Annotated in this window: 12 protein-coding genes; 6 read left to right on the top strand and 6 right to left on the bottom strand. The window is 47.9% G+C overall.

Translation table 11 applies throughout. The features are described from left to right. Nucleotides 1–10: 10 nt before the first annotated feature. The 3 genes from QFZ51_RS28100 to QFZ51_RS28090 all read right to left on the bottom strand — a co-directional run bounded on the left by QFZ51_RS28100 (nucleotide 11) and on the right by QFZ51_RS28090 (nucleotide 4,826). On the bottom strand, nucleotides 11–1,273 hold the full coding sequence (locus QFZ51_RS28100) for an acetyl-CoA C-acetyltransferase (RefSeq protein ID WP_429050731.1): 1,263 nt from the start codon (nucleotides 1,271–1,273) through the stop codon (nucleotides 11–13). A gap of 63 nt (nucleotides 1,274–1,336) precedes the next feature. Beyond that, the gene (locus QFZ51_RS28095) at nucleotides 1,337–2,314 is read right to left on the bottom strand and encodes a 2-hydroxyacid dehydrogenase (RefSeq protein ID WP_429050730.1); all 978 of its coding nucleotides are present in this window, start codon (nucleotides 2,312–2,314) and stop codon (nucleotides 1,337–1,339) included. A gap of 4 nt (nucleotides 2,315–2,318) precedes the next feature. Next, nucleotides 2,319–4,826 carry a cation-translocating P-type ATPase gene (locus QFZ51_RS28090; protein WP_429050729.1) on the bottom strand — a complete coding sequence of 836 codons (2,508 nt, stop codon included), beginning with the start codon at nucleotides 4,824–4,826 and terminating at the stop codon, nucleotides 2,319–2,321. A gap of 112 nt (nucleotides 4,827–4,938) precedes the next feature. Between QFZ51_RS28090 and QFZ51_RS28085 the strand changes: the two genes are divergently transcribed. From QFZ51_RS28085 to QFZ51_RS28065, 5 genes are all read left to right on the top strand, one after another. After that, a complete protein-coding gene (locus QFZ51_RS28085) occupies nucleotides 4,939–7,014 on the top strand; it encodes an alpha-N-acetylglucosaminidase (RefSeq protein WP_429050728.1) in 2,076 nt (691 codons plus the stop codon). A gap of 141 nt (nucleotides 7,015–7,155) precedes the next feature. Beyond that, nucleotides 7,156–9,546 (top strand): ABC transporter permease, encoded by a 2,391-nt coding sequence (locus QFZ51_RS28080; RefSeq protein WP_429050727.1) that lies wholly within the window; start codon nucleotides 7,156–7,158, stop codon nucleotides 9,544–9,546. Nucleotides 9,547–9,690: 144 nt separating this feature from the next. Further along, nucleotides 9,691–11,214: an ArnT family glycosyltransferase gene (locus QFZ51_RS28075; protein ID WP_429050726.1), complete on the top strand. Its 1,524-nt coding sequence runs from the start codon at nucleotides 9,691–9,693 to the stop codon at nucleotides 11,212–11,214. A gap of 186 nt (nucleotides 11,215–11,400) precedes the next feature. Next, nucleotides 11,401–12,087 (top strand): hypothetical protein, encoded by a 687-nt coding sequence (locus tag QFZ51_RS28070; protein ID WP_429050725.1) that lies wholly within the window; start codon nucleotides 11,401–11,403, stop codon nucleotides 12,085–12,087. Between the two features lie 11 nt (nucleotides 12,088–12,098). Further along, entirely contained in the window at nucleotides 12,099–12,479 is a 381-nt protein-coding gene (locus tag QFZ51_RS28065) for a hypothetical protein (protein ID WP_429050724.1), read from the top strand. Nucleotides 12,480–12,482: 3 nt separating this feature from the next. On the opposite strand, the gene QFZ51_RS28060 is transcribed toward QFZ51_RS28065, so the two are convergent. From QFZ51_RS28060 to QFZ51_RS28050, 3 genes are all read right to left on the bottom strand, one after another. Then, nucleotides 12,483–13,541, bottom strand: a complete 1,059-nt coding sequence (locus QFZ51_RS28060; protein WP_429050723.1) for a response regulator — start codon at nucleotides 13,539–13,541, stop codon at nucleotides 12,483–12,485. 5 nt (nucleotides 13,542–13,546) lie between these two features. Beyond that, the gene (locus tag QFZ51_RS28055) at nucleotides 13,547–15,061 is read right to left on the bottom strand and encodes a PAS domain-containing sensor histidine kinase (protein ID WP_429050722.1); all 1,515 of its coding nucleotides are present in this window, start codon (nucleotides 15,059–15,061) and stop codon (nucleotides 13,547–13,549) included. 140 nt (nucleotides 15,062–15,201) lie between these two features. Then, a complete protein-coding gene (locus QFZ51_RS28050) occupies nucleotides 15,202–15,915 on the bottom strand; it encodes a pirin family protein (RefSeq protein WP_429050721.1) in 714 nt (237 codons plus the stop codon). A gap of 168 nt (nucleotides 15,916–16,083) precedes the next feature. On the opposite strand from QFZ51_RS28050, the gene QFZ51_RS28045 reads away from it, so the two are divergent. Next, nucleotides 16,084–18,168 (top strand): TonB-dependent receptor plug domain-containing protein, encoded by a 2,085-nt coding sequence (locus QFZ51_RS28045; RefSeq protein ID WP_429050720.1) that lies wholly within the window; start codon nucleotides 16,084–16,086, stop codon nucleotides 18,166–18,168. Nucleotides 18,169–18,173 lie beyond the last annotated feature (5 nt).

The raw sequence follows: 18,173 nt of genomic DNA, 5'->3' as shown, positions 1-18,173 counted from the left end.
GAATTGATGCTTATCTTTCCAGGATAGCCGTTACGCCCATGCCGCCGGCGGTGCAGATAGAAATCAATGCCCGGCCACTGCCCCGTTGTTGCAATATCTTAGCGGTTTGGGCAACTATGCGGGCGCCGGTGGCTGCAAAGGGATGGCCAATAGCTACGCTGCCGCCTTTGGTATTTAATTTGTTTCGATCGATGCTTCCGAGCGGCGTATCCCATCCGAGTTTTTTGCAATAGGCGGCATCTTCCCATGCCTTCAGCGTGCAAAGTACCTGCCCGCTGAAGGCTTCATGGATTTCATAAACATCAAAATCCTGGAGCTTCAGGTGATTGCGTTTCAGCATGCGTGCCACAGCATAGGTGGGCGCCATTAGCAGGCCTTCACCGTTCACATAATCCACGGCGGCAGTTTCTGCATCCACGAGGTGCGCCAGTACCGGCCAGTTCTGCTGCTGGGCAAACTCTTCGGAGGCCATCAATAAAGCAGCCGCGCCATCGGTGTATAAAGTGCTGTTACCCGCTGTTAAGGAACCTTTGCCGCTGAAGTCGAAAGCCGGCTTCAGTGCAGCCAGTTTCTCCGGCGTGGTATCTGCCCGTACAATAGTGTCTCTCTTCACGCCTTTGTAAGGAATAATGAGGTCATTGAAGAAGCCTTCCTCATACGCCTTTGCGGCATTCATATGGCTTTGGTAGGCCAACGCGTCCTGTTCTTCCCGTGTAATTCCCCATTCTTTCACCATCTTTTCAGTATGTTGGCCCATCGATAATCCCGTTCTGGGTTCTACGATGGAAGGGTATAATGGTTTCAGGTCCTTGAAGCGGATGGAGGCGAGTATTTTTAACCGTTGGGAAAAGGTTTTGGCAGCGCGCAGGTCAGCCAGCTTCCATGCGAGCTGTTGTTGAAACAGCAATGGGATATCACTGTTGGTATCGCTGCCGCCGCTGATGGCGGTATCTATTTGTCCGCAGCCAATACGGAGTCCCAGCTGTATAGTGGTATCCAGGCTGGTGCCACAGGCTCTTAGTACGCCATAGGCGGGCGTATGCGGGTCCAGGGAAGTGCCCAGTACACATTCCCTGGCGAAGTTCCAATCTGTGGAGCGGTTCAGTAATGCGCCCAGCGCCACTTCTCCAAGCCGTTTCCCGGAAAGCTGATATTTGTCCACCAATGCACTCAGTACCGTGGTCAACATTTCCTGGTTGCTGATATGGTTATACTCTTTAAAGGATCTTACGAAAGGGATACGTAATCCGCCAATGATAGCGACCTTTTTCATGCTGCTGTGCTTTAACTAAAGTTACTGAATTGTACCAGCCCAACAATCAACCGCGGTATTTGTTTACAGGTCATAAATATGATTCACCGGGTTCGGCACCGGCTGGCCGGTTAACGCAGCAATTACATTCTGTGCAGCGATCCTGGACATGGCGTTCCGGGTTTCCAGTGTGGCGGAGCCGATGTGCGGCAGTACTGCTACGGTAGGCATTTCCAGCAGTGGATTATCCGGTTGCATGGGTTCGGGATTGGTAACATCCAGTCCGGCGCCCCATATTTCTCCTTCGCGTAAAGCGGCAATGAGGTCTGTTTCATTGTGGATGCCTCCACGCGCCGCATTAATGAAAATGGCAGTGGACTTCATTTTGCGGAAGGCTTCCCGGTTAAATTTTTCTTTTGTTTCCGGTGTAAGAGAGGTATGTATGCTGATAACATCGCTTTGTTGCAACAGCTCATCAAAAGTTACAAAGGTGGCATCCAGTTCTTTTTCGGCGGCTTCATTGCGGTGCCGGTTACAGTAAATTATTTTCATGCCAAAAGCAGCCTTGCAGCGTTTGGCCATTACCGTGCCTATATTGCCCAGGCCCCATATGCCCAGTGTTTTCCCTTCTATGTCGGTACCGAGATTGGCGGTAGGAGTAGAAAATCCCCATTCGCCTTTTAAAATTCTTTTATGCTGATAAAACGCTTTACGAGCCACGGAGAGCATCAGTAAAAAAGCGGTGTCGGCGGTGGCATTACTTAATACGCCGGGTGTGTTGGTGATCTGTAAGCCTAGCTCTGTAGCGGCTTTCAGATCTACGTTGTCGTACCCTACGGATAAAAGACTGATCACTTTCAGGTGCCGGCATTGTTCTAAAAATGCCCGGTCCAGTTTTTCGCCACCAGCGAAAAGCAAGGCGTCACTGTTTTTGCAATACTGCACTCTTTGCGCAGCTGTCATCTCCTTTTCTTCCGACCACTGTGTAACGGTAAAGCCTGCACGTTGCAGGAGTGATAATCCTTCTTCCGGAATAATCCTTGTTGTGAATACCTTCATCATATCATCAGTTTAAATTGCGCTGAAATTTTCTCTTCCCCAGTTTCCATATTTCAAACCATAGTACCGATGCTGCGCTGATAGCGGTGCACAGCAGCAGTTCATACAGTGAAAGACCGGTAATACTGAAGAACCTTGCCACCGGCGGAATATATAGCATTGCTGCCAGCAGCAGCAGGGTGATACCAATTACGGCAACCATCAGTTTGTTCCGGTTGCGCATGCTGTGTATAAAAGAATAATAGAACGAACGGTTAACTAAGGTAAGAAAAATATTTGCGAGCACCAGTGTGGTAAACACCATGCTGCGGGTGAGCAGTTCTCCCGCATCCTGCGCCACGCTCCACTGGTAGGCTGATAACACGCCTGCGGTAATGATCAGGCCCTGCAGGATGCTGATATTCATTTCCCGGAAAGAGAGAAAAGTTTGGGTAATGGGCCGGGGTGGTTGCAACATCGCGTTTTCCTCTATCGGTTCATTTTCATACACAATAGAACAGGTGGGGCCCATAATTACTTCCAGGAAGATGACATGCACAGGTGTAAATATATTGGGATAAATCCAGCCGAGGAACAGCGGGAGCGATACCGTGAGTATGATAGGAATATGAATAGAGATGATATACTGCACCGCCTTTTTTATATTGGTATAAATTCTCCGTCCCATTGCGATAGCATCCACCATGTTGCTGAGGTCGTCATTTACCAGGATGAGCGCTGCTGCCTGTTTGGCAATTTCTGTTCCCTTTTTGCCCATGGCAATACCGATGTGAGCGGCCTTCAGCGCAGGGCCGTCGTTTACGCCGTCGCCGGTCATGGCCACCACTTCATTATCTGTCTTTAAGGCATTGATAGCCGCCAGTTTTGCTTCCGGGAACATGCGGGTGAAAATGTTGACGGACTGCAATGTTTGCTGCATCTTTTTTTCATTCATCTGCATCAGGGTATCACCGTTCACGGCTTCATCTGACTGCTGCAGGCCGGCTTGCCTTGCAATGGCGCGGGTGGTAACGGCGTTATCACCGGTAATAATCTTCACCTTAATACCGGCCTGGTAAAACTGGCGGAACACCTCACTGATATTGCTTTTGGGAGGATCGTAAAAAGCCAGCAAACCGGTAAAAACAAACGGCAGCTCCTGTTGAGTGGCGGGGTAATTGTTGCCGGTAAAATCAGAAGTGGCTACTCCCAATACCCGGTAGCCTTTTGCCGCCAATATATTTACCTGGTCGAGGATCATTTGTTTTTCTTTTTCCGGGAGATGGGAAACCTGCAATATTGCTTCCGGCGCTCCTTTTGCTGCCACGAGGCGTTTGCCGGCAGCATTCTCAAAAATATGCGTCATCATAGGCGGCTTGCCTTCCAGTGGGTATTCATGTACCATGGTGTAATTGGTACGCTCATCCAGCGGCGTCATTTCTTCGTATAGCCGGTGCAGTGTTTTCTCCATCGGGTCAAAAGGTACGGGCTCACTGGCCCACATCGCCGTGCTGATCAGCACTGACGGAAAATGGCCTTTTTCATATAGCGTATAGTCGGCGCCGTTATATACCGCCTGCAAACTCATTTTGTTTTCAGTAATGGTACCTGTTTTATCGGTGCAGATAACGGTAGCACTGCCCAGCGCTTCTACCGTACGGATCTTTTTTACAATGATTCCCATCTGCATGAGTCGCCTGGAACCCAGTGCCATAAAGGTGGTGAATGCTACCGGTATTTCTTCCGGTAAAACCGACATAGCCAGGGTTAATCCTTTCAGCAAGCTGTCGGTAAGACTGCCACTGCGGATATAATTAAACAACCATACCGCCAGGAAAACGATGGCGCCGGCCACGGCCATCCATTTTACAAACTGCCGGATTTGTAATTGCAGTGGTGTTGTTTCTTCTTTGATATTAAGGATGGCTTCCCCCAGCTGGCCGATTTTTGTTTGCGCGCCTACTTCCTGTACTTCACAGATGGCCAGTCCGGATGCCACTACCGTGCCGCTGTACACTTTGTTATCTTCACTGTCGCTTTGCTTGAATACGGCGTAAGCCTCGCCGGTGAGCACGGATTCGTTGACGGAAAAGTCATTGCTGTGCACAATCATACCATCGGCATTGATCGTATTACCTTCAGATACCAGCATCATATCTCCCTTTACAATTTCGCTGGTGGGTAAACTTTTCAATTCTCCGTTGCGGATAACCTTGCTGAGGGGCTCATTCATTTTCTCCAGCGCCTCCAGCGCTTTGCGGCTGCGACTATCCTGGTAAAATGAAATGCCTGATACCAGCGCAATGGCCGCCAGCATAAAATAGGCTTCGCCAAGTTCACCCATCACAAAGTAGATAGCCGTTACTGCTATCAGCAATACCAGCATGGGTTCTTCCATGATTTCTTTTAATACGGCTTTCAACGGACTGGTAACAGGTTCCGGAGGATTATTACTGCCATATTGTTGTCTTGAAGCGGTAACGGCTGCTTCATCTAAACCTTTGATATGCTCCGGTAAATTGATCTGTCCAGCCATGCAGGGTTGTTTTGGTGAAAGAGGTCTGTTAAATTTACGAATTATGAATTAAGGATCTGGAATTCATAATTTTTTACCATCTTTAAAGATTGATTGATCTAACAGTGAACCAATGAAAAATAAGAAACTGCTGGCAGCACTGCTGCTATGCTTGTCTGCGTCTGTTTTTGCGCAGGATTATCCCGCTGTGAAACAACTGGCACAACGCCGAGTACCGTGGCTGGCTGATAAGCTGGTATTGAAAAGTATCCCCGCAGAAAACGGCAAAGATGTATTTGAAATCACCACCCCCGGCAAAGAAGTAAGGATCATGGCTTCCAGCCCCAGCGCCGCTGCAGCAGGCCTCAACTGGTACCTGAAGTATTATTGTCACCGTTCCATGTCGCACATGGGCGATAACCTGGCGCCGGTATCCCCGCTGCCCTCCATAAAGGACAAAGTACACATCAATACCTCCTACGATTACCGTTATGCGCTCAATTATTGCACCATCAGCTATACGATGAGCTTCTACAGCTGGAAGGACTGGGAACATGAACTGGACTGGATGGCGCTTAATGGCGTAAACGTAATGCTCGCTACCATGGGTACGGAAGCGGTGTGGCAGCATACGCTGGAGCGGCTAGGATACAGCAGCGACGAGGCCCGTAAGTTTGTGGCAGGTCCTGGATTCACTGCGTGGTGGCTCATGGGCAACCTCGAAGGATGGGGCGGGCCGGTTACCCAGCAAATGATCGATCAGCAAACAACATTGGAAAAGCAGGTGCTTGCCCATATGCAGGGACTCGGTATTGCCCCTGTGATGCAGGGCTTTTATGGAATGATCCCTGTAAGCCTGAAGGAGAAAATGAAGATCAGGGTAGTGGAACAAGGCAAATGGGCGGGTGACTTCCAACGCCCGGATTTCCTGGTGCCCGGAGATAGTGCCTTTACCAAAATAGCCGGTATTTATTATGAAGAGATGAAAAAGCTCTACGGCAGCTATATCCGCTTCTTTGCCGGTGATCCCTTTCATGAAGGAGGGATCAGTAAAGGGGTAGATGTAACCGCCGCCGCCCGTACTATTCAGCAAACCATGTTACAGCATTTCCCGGGTAGCACCTGGGTGTTGCAGGGATGGCAGGCCAATCCCTCGGGCGCACTGCTGGCGGGACTTGATAAATCGAAAGTGCTGGTGCAGGAACTTTTTGGAGAAAATACGGCCAACTGGGAAACCCGCAAAGGATATGAAGGCACGCCCTTTATCTGGTGCAGTGTCACCAACTTTGGGGAAAAGTCCGGGCTCTATGGTAAGCTGCAGCGCTTTGCAGATGAAACATGGCGCGCGGCGCACAGTCCGTATGCTGCCAAGTTCAAAGGCATAGGTATTATGCCGGAAGGAATCCACAACAACCCGGTGATCTACGACCTAATGCTCGAACTGGCCTGGCATTCGGAGAAAACAGACATAAAGGAATGGATAAAATCATATGTACGTTACCGTTATGGCAGCGATAATGCGCAGTTGCAGGCTGCGTGGCAGGGATTGATTGCTACCGCTTACAGCAGCTTTCCGCAATACCAGGAAGGCCCCAATGAGTCGGTATTCTGTGCAAGGCCCACACTGGAAGATAAACCCGTGTCATCCTGGGGAACGCGCAAGCGGAACTATGATACCCGGCAATTTACCGAAGCGGTAGCGGAGTTCATGAAGGCAGCGCCCAAAATGAAGGATAACGCTACCTATGAAATTGACGCCATTGATTTCCAGCGCCAGGTAACCGCCAACCAGGGCGAAGAGGTATTTGCCGGTATGGTGGCTGCCTACCGGAAAAAAGACCTGGCAGCATTTAAACAAACATCCAACGCTTTCTTCGCGCTCATAAAGCAGCAAGACCTGTTGCTGAGTGGCAGCCGTCATTTCAGGCTGGATACCTGGATAACCGCAGCGCAGAGTATGGGACAAACACCCGCTGAAAAAGCCCTGCTGGTAAAGAATGCCAAAACACAGATTACTTATTGGGGGCCGGACAACCCGGAAACAGATCTGCATGATTATGCCAACAAGGAATGGGGTGGTTTGATGCGGAATTTTTATCTCCCCCGCTGGAAAATGTATATTACTTATCTCACTGCGCAGTTAGAAGGGAAGCCGGCCACCGCGCCTGATTTCTTCCAGTGGGAAAAACAATGGACGATGCAGCCATAGCGTATTTGCCGGCGTTCGAAAATGAACATATTCCATACGAAAGTGAACATTGTCTATCGAGTGCTTAATTATAAGGAACTGATAACCAAAGGTGCCGGATTCCGGCACCTTTTTTATAAGTATGTTTCAAATCTCACCGCAATGTTCCGCAACTATTGTAAGATCGCTTTCAGAAGCCTGATGAAAAGCAAATTCACCTCATTTGTTAACATCGGTGGTTTGGCAATAAGCCTGGCAAGTTTTCTCATTATCTTACTATATCTTAACTATGAACTCAGTTATGATCGCTGGGATCCTTCCCTGAAACAGGTATACCGTGTGTCACGGCAAACGGAAAGTAATTTCGCCAACAATCCTGTGCCGGCTCCCCTGGCGCCTTTGCTGCAGGAACATATGAAGGAAGTGGAGGCATACACCCGTATAATACCCTCGGGTAAACATGAAATACTGATCAGTGTAGATGATCGCAAAATATATCAGCAAAACGTGGTGATGGCTGACAGCGGATTTTTGCAGGTATTTCCTTTGCAGCTACTGGCAGGAAATGCAGCTACGGCTTTCAATGCACCTGCTTCTGCATTGATTACAAAAGCGGTCAGCGAAAAATTGTTTGGTAAAGAAGATCCCATGGGGAAAGTGATAAAGGTGTATAACCGGATGGCTTTCACTGTATCCGGGGTTATTGCGGAACCGGCCACGCCTTCGCATATAAACGCTTCCATTATTTTGAGAGACCCATATATGGCTGCTAATAGTGGCTGGGGTAATATTTCCTATATTTCGTATATCCGTTTAAGAGAGCCATTAACACCGGGAATATTGGAAGATAAAGTGAACCGTATTTTTTATGAGCATCGCCTGAAAACAGGTAATGAATCTTACGCAGCCTATATTAAAGCGGGACATGCGCCTTCGCTGTTTACGGAAGCCGTACCGGATATTCATAATTTCCCACGTTTGGGAAGCAGCCCTTTTAAAACAACCATGATTCTGTTCCTGCTGGCAGGTTTACTATTGCTGAGCGGCGCGCTGAATTCCAGCAACCTGTCGCTGGTAAAAACGTTGAAACGCTCACGGGAAGTGGGAGTACGAAAAGTGATGGGTTCCAGCCGCTCCCAGATACTTGGACAGTTTATGATGGAAGTAACCATTCAATGCGGTATCAGCCTGTTACTGGCCATGTGCCTGTGTATTATCATGCTGCCTTTGTTTAACCAAACGTTTGGGTTGTCGTTGTCTTTCTCCGGTCAGCTGTATTCCTATAAAATGATCCTCCAGGGCGGTGCTGCTTTGTTGGCTATTATACTTATTTCGGGCTTGTACCCGGCGCTGGTATTTGCGCGCAGGAGCGTAGTACATGTGATGAAGGGTAATTTCAGCATGGGCAATACCGGCAAGCGTTTCAGCCATTCGCTGATCGTGGTGCAGTTTGCCGTATCTGTATTTTTTATGGTGAGTGTGTTGGTGATGGCGCACCAGATGAATTTTATGAAACACCGGGATATTGGTTTTAATCCTGAGCAGGTAGTACAGATAGAAGCGATGCAGCCAACCCGTGAAAAGAATTTTGAGCAAACAAGAGCAAAGCTGCTACGTATTCCCGGGGTGCAACTGGTATCCAAAACCACGGCGGTTCCCGGCGGCGATATAGATACTTCTTTCAGCACTTTCAATTATGCAGGCAGCAGCAGGGCACTCTCTTCCGTGCGGGTAAGTACCGATTTTTTTGCCACGCTCGGTATTGCAGTCCTGGCTGGCAGGATGTTTTCGGATGCACACCCGGAGGACCAGGACAACACGGCCATCATCAACGAATCGGCGGCCAAATCGCTTGGCGTGGTTGATCCTGTGGGTACACAGATCCGCTATGCCTCCTGCGACAGTGTGCCCTACCAGATAGTGGGGGTAGTGAAAGATTTCCAGGTGCAGGGTTTTGATAGTTATGTACGTCCCACCCTGTACAGTATTTCCAATGCACATTGCACTTATCAGTCGGGAGGAGCGCTCCTGGTGAAGGTGAATACGGCCAACCTGGATAAAACGCTGGCAGGTATCAGTGCCCTATGGGAAACGATAGAGCCGGGATTTCCGCTGCGCTATTCATTCCTGGATGATAATTTTCAACAGGTATTCAGCAGCTACACGCGGGTACAATATATCATTCATGTGTTCACCTTCATCTCCGTTTTCATTTCTGTAATGGGCTTGCTGGCGCTGACGGTATACATGACGGAGCAACGTACCCGGGAAATAGGCATCCGGAAAGTATTGGGAGCCAGTGTAGGTGGGATTGTAGCGTTGTTGTCAAAAGATTTCCTCAAACTGGTGATCTTTTCTGTATTGATTGCCACACCTGTAGCCTGGTATCTACTGGAACGCTGGCTGAGGGATTTTGCCTACCGGACAGGCATCAGCTGGTACCTGTTTGCGATAGCAGCAGCCGGCGCATTACTCATTGCTTTTGCTACCGTGGGACTGCAGTCGCTACGGGCAGCAAGGGCTAATCCTGTAAATAGTCTGAAGGCGGAATAATCCCTTATTGAAGCTGAACGAAGGGGTACAGTAATGTTAATTATAGTTAAGCAGCAGGTATGAAATTACCAAGCGGCACAGAGATTGTGGAAGGAGGGCATCTGACCACATCATCTGTTATAATTACAACTGTCAGCCTATCATATGCAGGATCTACCGGGGAGTAATCGTTTCATTGCTTATATCACAGCGCATAAATGGATGGCTATCGCCATCGGAATGATTGTGCTGCTAAGATTTTCGTTTATAGGTGTTATGGGTGCCATGCCCCAGGACGCCTATTATTATTTCTACGGACAACACTTCGCCCTGTCATATTTCGATCACCCTCCGGCTATTGCCTGGATCCTGCGTGCTTTTACAGACTTATTTGGCCGGCATGTATTTGTGATCAAGCTGGCAGATACCCTGGTTACCATTGGTACGCTGCTGGCCTTTTACAGTTTATCGAGGTGCTTCCTGCCACTGGAGCGTGCCTGGAATAGCTTGTTGCTGCTGAGCGCTACGCTGATGGTCACTATCTTATCACTGGTATCCACACCCGATGTGCCGTTGCTATTGTTCTGGACTTTATCGCTGATAGCGGTGTACCGGGCGGTATTTGAGCAGCGTAAAGCCTATTGGATATGGGCAGGGATTGCCATGGGGCTGGCATTCGACAGCAAATACACGGCTGTTTTCCTGCCGGCGGGAGCGGTGCTTTATTTATTACTGTCGAAAGAACACCGGCGGTATTTGTGGTCCCCCTGGTTCCTGGCCAGTGTCGTGTTTTTCTGCATCACCATTTTGCCCGTGGTGATCTGGAATGTGGATAACGACTTTGCGTCTTTCCGGTTCCAGTCGTCCGACCGGGTAGAGGGCGTGGAGTTCCGTCCGCTGGACTTTTTCGGTGTCATTGGTCACCAGGCGGCTATTCTGCTGCCGGTATTATTTTTTGCATTGCTATATTATGTGTATAAACTGGTTCGTAAATACAGATGGCATATTACGCGGATCTCTGCCCGTCAGCTTTTCCTCTTATGTTTTTTTATTCCTGTTTTTGGTATTTTCCTGGTGATTTCTCCCATTTACTGGGTAAAGATAAACTGGATGATGCCTGCTTATATAACGGGCACTATATGGATAAGCACCTGGATCACCTTTAAGTATGTACGCTGGCAATGGATCTGTTCATTGGTGATACACCTGGCGCTGGCAGTGGAAATCATTTTTTATCCTGTACCCATTCATTCAGATGATACCATGATCGGCTGGAAAGGACTGGGCGATGGTGTGAAGGCATTGTCGAAAGAATACCCCGATGATTTTATTTTTTCTGCCGATGATTATAAAACCAGTGCGATGCTCAATCTTTACCTGGGGCGCATGGTATACTCCCGTAATATTATTGGTGAGAATGCACTGCAGTTCGATTTTATCGGAACCAATATAAACGCATTAAAAGGAAAAAATGCCCTGTTTATCAATTCACTGACCGACGTAAATGATGATGTGGATGAACAGGAATTTGTAACAGAAGAACTGGCGCCGTTCTTTAGCTCCGTGCGGTCGCTGCCTCCTATTGTTGTTACCCAGCAAGGCCGCGTAGTAAGGAAATTCCTCGTTTTCCGCTGTATAAATTACCAGCCTCATCAGTCCGCTAATGATCCCGGTCATCTAAAAAAATGATGACTGTCAACAGAAGGAGTAATGCCCGTCATTGTTCAGCAACGAATTCCGGTTTAGTTTTACGGCAGCATTTGGACATCCACCTGGATTCCTTGGCGTAAACAAAAAGCGAAGATGTGCTGTTGAGAAGGTATCACCGTTCTATCAGCGGTGGTACTTTTACCTACTGTTAAAAAAATGCAAATCATGTTCAGCGGATTAACTCCTACATCCCGTCAGCGGAAATTTTGTGAAGGTTTTCTTTTTTTTCCCATCAGGCATTTACGTAAATATGGGAATCATATTTTCAGACAATACGGACGTCATGCCGGTGTGAAAACATTGCTGGATATGCAACTGGGTATGCCGGGTAACAACGACCGGTACGCAGAAGAAATACAACGCTGTATCGCAGATAAAGCGGCGCCTGAAACGGCAAAGGTGATGCTGAAACTGGAAGAATTTTATACACAGGTACAGGCATCAGCCGGTAGTTTACCGGGGCTTTACCTGGATTTCAGTGATCTCATCATTCATTTCTACCGGGAGGTATCTATTTACCACAATGTAATCCTGCGTAATATGAAGCAGGAATTGCAGCCGGCCGGAAGGTCTAAAAAACGGGAACCGGAAGGGGAGCCCGCACAGGAACACATCAATAAACTTTATAAGGTAGTGAAGGAATTTGTTTTGCAAAGCAAAACGATGTTGTCTGTATTGGAAGACGCGGCAAGAAAGGAAAACTATTTACCGGGCGAACAATATCTCCGTCATATTATGGAGTTAATGTCAGGTATCCGGCAAATGAATCATCACCAGCAACATCTATGTCAGCTATTAAAGAAATGGGGTGCAGATAAAAATCTGCACATGCAGCAAACCTATTATAATTAGCAACTATCAATATGCCGTATGATCCTAGCACTGAAACAGATATTGCGGCCTACCGGGAGGCATGTAACAACTGGATCAGAACCCTGAAAGCTTTAAGAGAAGATAATGCTTCGCTGATTAACCGGCTGGCGGCTGCGTTGAAAGAAACTACGCGGCGGTCGTTTATTGAGGAGGCAGAAGAATTTCAGCTCACGATGCTGGACCGGGAAGAGTCGCTGATCCTGTTACGGCATGAAATAGGGGAGCAGCTCGACTGGCTGAATAAGCAGCCGGCTGGCGTGCCTTCGCCGCATCTTTATGCGGTGCTGAAAAATGATATGGAGGGAATGATGCAGGAGTACGAGCGTTTAAAGTTGGCATTCCTCATTTTTATAGCGGCAGAAAAAGTATAGGCATCAGTTTACCAGCGCCGCCAGTTTTTTGAGAGATAAAAATGCGATCTGCCCCTCTTTCAGGGCAATCAGCTGTTCATCCCTGAAATCGCCCAACGTGCGTATCAATGATTCTTTTGCGACTCCCGCTACTGCGGCAAGGTTTTCCCGGCTGATATCGATCGTAAAATGTTTACTGCCGGCTGTATTGTATTTTTTGTCGAGCATCAGCAATGCTTCCGCTACTTTCTTACGGAGCGAGTTATACGCCAACCCGATCAGTTGTTGTTCTTTTTCCGCCATTTCTTTTGATAACAGCTGGATAAATTTCCCCAGCACTTCCGGGTTACTGCTGATCAGCTGTTCAAAATCTTTTTGCGGGATCACTGCTACCAGTGTGTCTTCCATCGCTTCCGCATATTCCTGGTAGTTGCCGCCTTCGAGCAGGGCATTATATCCAAGAAAATCCCCTTCGTTATATAAACCTATGATCAGTTCTTTTCCTTCATCGTTACGTTTATAGGTTTTTACTTTTCCCTGGAGCAGGTAATATAAATGATCCGGGCGGTTGCCGGCAGCGTAAATGCGTTGTTTCTTCTTATAGTGATTGGTATTGCGGTTTTCTTTGAGTAGGGTGAGCTGATCTTTGCCGGTACTGGCCGACAGCAGTACCTGGAGCCCGTGCAAGCCGGTAACCGTGTCCTGTTTGATCTCAGCGCATCTTTTCAGCCGGCTTTCTATCGCGCTGAGCAACTCTGTGCCTTCAAAGGGCTTGGTAATATAATCATCTGCACCCAGCTCCATTCCTTTCCGTATATCTGTTCTTTCTGCTTTGGCTGTCAGGAAGATAAAAGGCGTTTTCTGGAGGGCCTTGTTTTTATGCAGCATGTGTAAAACGCCATAGCCATCCAGCACGGGCATCATGATATCGCATACAATAAGGTCGGGCAGGTGTTCGAGCGCCATGGCCACGCCTTCTTTGCCATTGGTGGCAGTGAGCACCTGGTAATTGGCCAGTTCAAGGATTTCCGCCACGTTTTCACAGATGGCAACATTATCTTCAATCAGCAGTATTTTTTCCATGAGCCTCAGTTTTGGGGGAAGGGAACCGTAACAAGGAACTCTGTGCCTTTTTCCGGACCGCTGTTACAGGAAACTGTACCATTCATCAATTCCGCATATTTGGCTACAATGTGCAGTCCAAGTCCAGTGCCCTGAATATTGGACACATGCTGGCTGCGGAAAAACCGCTCAAAAAGATGCTGCCTGTCTTCTTCTGAAATACCTATTCCCTTGTCTTTTACGGATAGCTGGAAGCTGTTGTCGCTACATTGTGACCGGATGGAAATAATGGCTCCCTCCGGAGAAAACTTGATGGCATTGGATACAAGATTCATGACAATGTGTTTTAATAGTGTAGGGTCCATGCAGGCATGGGCGGCGCCGTGGTGCGCATAGTAAATATTCTGTTTGGTTTTTTTGAGTCCGTCCATTTCGCCCAGGATGTTGCTGATGTGTTTACCGGCGTCGAAGGTGCTGTGGCGTACCTGGATCTTTCCTTCTTCTATTTTTCCTACCGAGAGGAAGTCGTTTAGTATATCCGTCAGCATATTTACCGCGGAAATAATACGTTGAATGTGTTTGCTCCGTTTGGCTACGTCATCATCTGCTTCATATTTGGACACCAGGTAGATGGAAGAAAGGATGGCGCTGAGGGGCGTCCTGAATTCATGGGAAGCGAGGGATACAAACCTTGATTTAAGTTCATTAAGCTCCCGTTCTTTTTCCAGGGAAGTTCTCAGCTCAGATTCCGCCTGTTTAATGCGGGAGAGGTCGATGGCAATACCAATGTACCCGGTAATATCGGCCGCATCCCGTATGGCGGATACCGTCAGGGAAACCGGCAGCGTGCTACCATCTTTCCGGATGTACTGCCATTCATATTCGTTATAGAGGTTTAGCCTGGCTTTAATGGTGAGCGTTTCCATACCGGGAGCCACCGGCTGGTTCAGCTGCTGTGAAAATTCTTCTGCCCGCAGGGCTACTTCCTCCGGATCGTGCAGCAGCATCGGGGTATATACATCCACCACTTCACTGGCTTTATAGCCCAGAATCCTCTCTGCTGCAGGGTTGAACCACCGGATGAAACCATCGTTATTGATTACGATGATCATGGCGCCGGTACTGGTCCATAAGCTGTTAAGGAAGCTGTTCATGCGCTGGAGCGAGCCGTCTTTCACAGCTGCTTCTTTGCGTTGCTGCGAAAGTTCCCGCAGGGTCATCTCCGCATTCCGGCGATCGGTGGTGTCGGTGATGTAAATAATGGTTAGTATTCCTTCCGGGGTGGAGTGGTTAGCCTGGCTGATCTCTGCCGGGAACTGGCTGCCGTTTTTCCTTACCGCATACTGTTCTTTATGATCGCTGACAAGCAGCAGGCTCACCAGCTGACCTGTCACTTCTTCTTTCGTATAGCCAAACTGGTTAAGCAGAAAGGGATTGGCCATCACGATCCGCTGCTGATTGTCGGCAACCAGTATGCTGATGGTGGCATGGTTAAAGAGTACCTCGAAACCTATGTAATTATTTTGGGAGGTATTAATCATACAGGTAATTGAGCCTTTGAAGCGGTGCAATATAAATTTAATGATTCCCGGTGGAATAAATTACCTGTATGAATAAATTGGATGTTATTATTTTAGAAAAGTAATAACATGTCTGTATTTAATATGTATTAAGAAGGGATTTACTTCTGATTGACAGGCGTTTCGATAACCAGGAATGTTGTTTTTTCGCCGCACTGCAATGTCACCTCACCGGTTTCCCATATCCCTATCGCATCACGTGGCTGTAATACCTGGTCCTGCAACCTGAGGCTGCCGTCAATAGAAAAGATAAACAGGCACTTATTCAAGGGGTTGAAGGTATAGGTAACACTGGCCGGTTGCTCATAGTATCCGAGCGACAGCTTCGCATTCTGATTGATCCAGCAGTGTTCCATCCCTTCTTCGCCGGATACGATCGTCACCAGTTTATTCTTTCTTTTTTCCTGCGGGAAACTCCGTTGCTGATACCTCGGTGAAATGTTTTGTTGTTTGGGAAGAATCCAGATCTGTAAGAAGTTAACTTCTTCCGTACCTATATTATACTCTTCATGCCTTAACCCGCTGCCGGCACTCATGATTTGCACCGCAGGTGCTTCTATCTCGGTACTGTATCCCATGGAATCTTTATGGTTCATCTTTCCTTTCAGTAAAACGGAAATGATTTCCATATTCACATGCGGATGTGTACCAAAGCCTTTGCCGGCTGCTACATAGTCGTCGTTGAAGGCGATCAGCGTACCGAAAGCGCTGCGCATGGGATGATAAAAATCGCTGAAGCTGAAAAAGAAATTACTTTTCAGCCAGCCTATGTCTTTAACGCCTCTGTCGGCCGCCGGGAAGTATTGTGTTTTCATATATTAATGAACAGGTAATGATTTAAAATTGTTCCGGTAACGGTTAGTTTTCCGGACTAACTAAGTTAACAGCAAATTTCCGGATCTCGTAAATAACTTTCCCAAACTCGTAAAGGTGCTGTTGTTTATGCCCGTACTTTTGCTTCACAATTTCAGATAAACCTTAAGATGTATAAATATTTATTCCTGCTCACCTGCATCATGCGGGTAGGGACCCTTTTTGCCCAAACCGACACTACTTCCGGCAGTAAAGTGTTACAGGAAGTAGTGGTTACCGCTACCAGGAATGAACAACTGCTAAGCAAAGTGCCGGTACCGGTTACCGTTATCCATAAACAACAGATACAGGCCATGGGAGCGGTATTGCTGCAACAGGTGCTGGCAGAACAAACCGGCCTGTTCATCACCTCCAATCATGGAACAGGTGTGCAGATGCAGGGACTGGAGGCAGAGTACACACTGATACTGCTGGATGGAGAACCGCTCATAGGCAGAACTGCCGGCACGTTCGACCTGTCGAGGATTGTGGTGAGTAATATAGAAAGAATTGAAATCATTAAAGGGCCTGTTTCTTCACTCTACGGGAGTGATGCATTGGCCGGCGTTATTAACATCATTACCAGCAACAACAGCAAGGAGGGAATAAGCAGTATCAGCGCGCGGTATGGTTCCAATAATACCTATGCCCTCGATGGCAGTACACGTATTCCTTATAAGAAAGGCTCTTTCTCCGCCAGTGTAAATGCTTATAACAGTGACGGCTACACGCTTGGTAACCAAAGCACTGCGCCTACTGTATCGCCATTTAAAGCATATACGGCACAGTCGCGCTGGCAGCACAACTGGTCCAGCAAATGGAGCACCATCCTCTCCGGGCGCTACTATGAACAAAAGTATAACAGTTATTTCCCGGATGCCAAAGGAATGGTGGATGATATCGGAAAGGAGAAGGACATGAACGGATCGTTACAGCTGATTCATACGCCGGTACAGCGTTTCAAACAAACGTGGCGGGTGTATTATTCGCGGTATTCCACCAATGAAGATATGCATTACCGGGAGGACAAAAGTTTGTATGATGCATCATTTTTTACCCAGCAATATCTGAAACCGGAATATCAGGCCGACTGGCAGCTGCATCCGAAACATCAGCTCACCGCGGGTGTGGGATATGTGCATGAATCGCTCGAAGCCACCCGCTATGAGGAACGGATGGCCTTTAATACCGGGTATGTATTTATACAGGAAAACTGGAAACCGGCAAATGCATGGAATGTATTACTCGGCGGCCGCTTTGATACGCATAACCAATACCCATCTCAGTTCAGTCCGAAGTTATCGGTGTCGTATCAGCTAACGACCAACTGGCGCCTGCTGGGCGCCATCGGCCGCGGCTACCGTGCGCCTGATTTCAGGCAGCTATACCTGCATTTTAATAACGCAGCAGTTGGTTACACCGTGGTAGGTACCAAACTGGCAGCGGATATCCTGAAAGAAATGGAGCAACAGGGGCAGATCAAACAGGTGAACATCGATCCGGAACAATTGAAAAACCTGGATGCCGAAAGCTCCTGGTCCTATAACCTGGGAGTGGAAGGGAAACCATTTCCCCATACCACCACCAAGGTAAATATCTTTTATAACAGTGTAAAAAACCTGATAGACACCCGCGCTATTGCCGTAAAAACAAACGACCTGGCAGTATATAGCTATGTAAACATCAACAGCATTACTACTGCCGGCGCAGAAGCGGAGCTCGGACAAGCTGTAGGCAGGCATTTGCAGCTGTCCGCCGGCTACCAATACCTTCGCTCAAAAGATAATGATCTTTTCAAAAAGGTGAAAAACGGGGAAGTATATACGAAAGATGAAACCACCGGGGAAACACGCGCACTTACCCGCCGCGAATACTTCGGATTATTTAACCGCTCACATCATTCAGCCAACCTGAAAATAGCGTATAGCCTGTACCGTTTGGGTATCGATGCGAATGCACGAATGCTGTACCGAAGTAAATACGGCATCACCGACGAGAACGGGAATAACACACCGGATAAGGACAGTGAGTTTGTACCCGGTTATGCTACGGTAAATCTTGCGGCAGCTAAATACCTGTTCAAACGGCAGCTGCGTATGCAGGCCACGCTGGAAAACGTGTTTAACTACACGGATGCACAGCATATCAGCACCATGCCAGGCAGGATCTATTCCGTTGGCGCCACCTGGAATTTTTATCATCACGTAAACCATTAACCAAA

This window comes from Chitinophaga sp. W3I9 (genome assembly GCF_050434025.1).
Lineage (GTDB): Bacteria > Bacteroidota > Bacteroidia > Chitinophagales > Chitinophagaceae > Chitinophaga.
The sequence above is the reverse complement of the archived record's forward strand: the minus strand, read 5'-3'. Positions and strand labels throughout refer to the sequence as shown.